1 rRNA gene is annotated in these 3,386 nt (G+C 55.3%); it reads left to right on the forward strand.

The features are described from left to right. Window positions 1–247 precede the first annotated feature (247 nt). A 23S ribosomal RNA gene (locus tag NNX34_RS15960) occupies window positions 248–3,382 on the forward strand. Window positions 3,383–3,386: the final 4 nt, after the last annotated feature.

The following is a 3,386-nucleotide window of genomic DNA, read 5'->3' on the forward strand; positions in this document are numbered from 1 at the left end:
TGCGGGTTGACTGGTTTGTTTCTGTTTGTTCCTGCGCAGGCCGGAACCGTGTCGCTGACAGCCCTTTGCGGGGTGGTCGGGTGCGGGGATGGGTGTGACGGGGTTGTTGTTTGAGAACTACATAGTGGACGCGAGCATCTTAAAATATTAAGTGCAATTTCAGAAAAACCTGGTAGATCCGGGTGCCTCTCAAGGGTGCCTGGTGAGACCGTGGTTTTCTCGATAGCGATAATAAATTGATCTTTGTGGTCAAGTTTTTAAGGGCACACGGTGGATGCCTTGGCATCAGGAGCCGAAGAAGGACGTAGGAATCTGCGATAAGCCTGGGGGAGTTGATAACCGAACTTTGATCCCAGGATGTCCGAATGGGGAAACCCCGCCCGGCGCGCGAGTGACCGGGTGACCCGCATCTGAACACATAGGGTGCGTGGAGGGAACGTGGGGAAGTGAAACATCTCAGTACCCACAGGAAGAGAAAACAACAGTGATTCCGTTAGTAGTGGCGAGCGAACGCGGAAGAGGCTAAACCAGTGGTGTGTGATAGCCGGCGGGCGTTGCATCACTGGGGTTGCGGGACTTTCCGTACCGATTCTGCCGGATCGGTGAAGTGAGTGCAGATGTATAGGTGAACCGGTTTGAAAGCCGGGCCGTAGAGGGTGTTAGCCCCGTAACCGGAATGCATGCTGCCGCTTGGAGAGGATCCCAAGTAGCACGGGGCCCGAGAAATCCCGTGCGAATCTGCCAGGACCACCTGGTAAGCCTAAATACTCCCTGATGACCGATAGCGGACAAGTACCGTGAGGGAAAGGTGAAAAGTACCCCGGGAGGGGAGTGAAATAGTACCTGAAACCGTGTGCCTACAAACCGTTGGAGCAGCTCTGATTGCTGTGACAGCGTGCCTTTTGAAGAATGAGCCTGCGAGTTAGTGTTACGTCGCGAGGTTAACCCGTGAGGGGAAGCCGTAGCGAAAGCGAGTCTGAATAGGGCGATGCAGTGGCGTGATCTAGACCCGAAGCGGAGTGATCTACCCATGGCCAGGTTGAAGCGACGGTAAGACGTCGTGGAGGACCGAACCCACTTCAGTTGAAAATGGAGGGGATGAGCTGTGGGTAGGGGTGAAAGGCCAATCAAACTCCGTGATAGCTGGTTCTCCCCGAAATGCATTTAGGTGCAGCGTTGCGTGTTTCTTACCGGAGGTAGAGCTACTGGATGGCTAATGGGCCCTACAAGGTTACTGACGTCAGCCAAACTCCGAATGCCGGTAAGTGAGAGCGCAGCAGTGAGACTGTGGGGGATAAGCTTCATAGTCGAGAGGGAAACAGCCCAGACCACCAACTAAGGCCCCTAAGCGTGTGCTAAGTGGGAAAGGATGTGGAGTTGCCCAGACAACCAGGAGGTTGGCTTAGAAGCAGCCACCCTTGAAAGAGTGCGTAATAGCTCACTGGTCAAGTGATTCCGCGCCGACAATGTAGCGGGGCTCAAGTACACCGCCGAAGTTGTGGATTTCAGATATAGATAAGCCTTCGTGGTTCAGTCGTCTGGAGTGGTAGGGGAGCGTCGTGTGGGCAGTGAAGCTGCGGTGTAAACCAGTGGTGGAGCCTACACGAGTGAGAATGCAGGCATGAGTAGCGAAAGACGGGTGAGAAACCCGTCCGCCGAATGATCAAGGGTTCCAGGGTCAAGCTAATCTGCCCTGGGTAAGTCGGGACCTAAGGCGAGGCCGACAGGCGTAGTCGATGGACAACGGGTTGATATTCCCGTACCGGCGAAGAACCGCCCATACCAAGCAGGGGACACTAACCGTCCGGAGCCTGCCCGATCACCCTTGTGGTGTGAGGGTTTTGGCCGAGCACGGGACCTGATCCTGGGAGGTAAGCGTATTAACAGGTGTGACGCAGGAAGGTAGCCGGGCCAGGCGATGGTAGACCTGGTCTAAGGACGTAGGGTCCGTGATAGGTAAATCCGTCACGGTGTCTTTGATGACGAACCTGAGATCCGACGGGACCCCCTCACGGGGGGATCCGGTGATCCTATGCTGCCTAGAAAAGCATCGGCGCGAGGTTCCAGCCGCCCGTACCCCAAACCGACACAGGTGATCAGGTAGAGAATACTAAGGCGATCGAGAGAATTATGGTTAAGGAACTCGGCAAAATGCCCCCGTAACTTCGGGAGAAGGGGGGCCCCAACCTTGATGGACACTTGCTGTCCGGAGGGGATCGGGGCCGCAGAGACCAGGGGGAAGCGACTGTTTACTAAAAACACAGGTCCGTGCGAAGTCGCAAGACGATGTATACGGACTGACTCCTGCCCGGTGCTGGAAGGTTAAGAGGACCGGTTAGCCCTTACGGGCGAAGCTGGGAATTTAAGCCCCAGTAAACGGCGGTGGTAACTATAACCATCCTAAGGTAGCGAAATTCCTTGTCGGGTAAGTTCCGACCTGCACGAATGGAGTAACGACTTCCCCGCTGTCTCAACCATAAACTCGGCGAAATTGCAGTACGAGTAAAGATGCTCGTTACGCGCAGCAGGACGGAAAGACCCCGAGACCTTTACTATAGTTTGGTATTGGTGTTCGGTGTGGCTTGTGTAGGATAGGTGGGAGACTGTGAGACCCGGACGCCAGTTCGGGTGGAGTCATCGTTGAAATACCACTCTGGTCATACTGGATATCTAACTTCGGCCCGTAATCCGGGTCAGGGACAGTGCCTGATGGGTAGTTTAACTGGGGCGGTTGCCTCCTAAAGAGTAACGGAGGCGCCCAAAGGTTCCCTCAGCCTGGTTGGCAATCAGGTGTCGAGTGTAAGTGCACAAGGGAGCTTGACTGTGAGAGAGACATCTCGAGCAGGGACGAAAGTCGGGACTAGTGATCCGGCGGTACATTGTGGAATGGCCGTCGCTCAACGGATAAAAGGTACCTCGGGGATAACAGGCTGATCTTGCCCAAGAGTCCATATCGACGGCATGGTTTGGCACCTCGATGTCGGCTCGTCGCATCCTGGGGCTGGAGTAGGTCCCAAGGGTTGGGCTGTTCGCCCATTAAAGCGGTACGCGAGCTGGGTTTAGAACGTCGTGAGACAGTTCGGTCCCTATCCGCTGCGCGCGCAGGAAATTTGAGAAGGGCTGTCCTTAGTACGAGAGGACCGGGACGGACGAACCTCTGGTGTGTCAGTTGTACTGCCAAGTGCACCGCTGATTAGCTACGTTCGGATGGGATAACCGCTGAAAGCATCTAAGCGGGAAGCCCGCTTCGAGATGAGATTTCCATACACCTTGTGTGTGAGAGGCCCCCAGCCAGACCACTGGGTTGATAGGCCGGATGTGGAAGCGGGGACTAAAGACCCGTGAAGCTGACCGGTACTAATAGGCCGATAACTTACACCACACCA

Source organism: Arthrobacter sp. zg-Y1116, from assembly GCF_024385485.1.
Classification (GTDB): Bacteria; Actinomycetota; Actinomycetes; order Actinomycetales; family Micrococcaceae; genus Arthrobacter_B.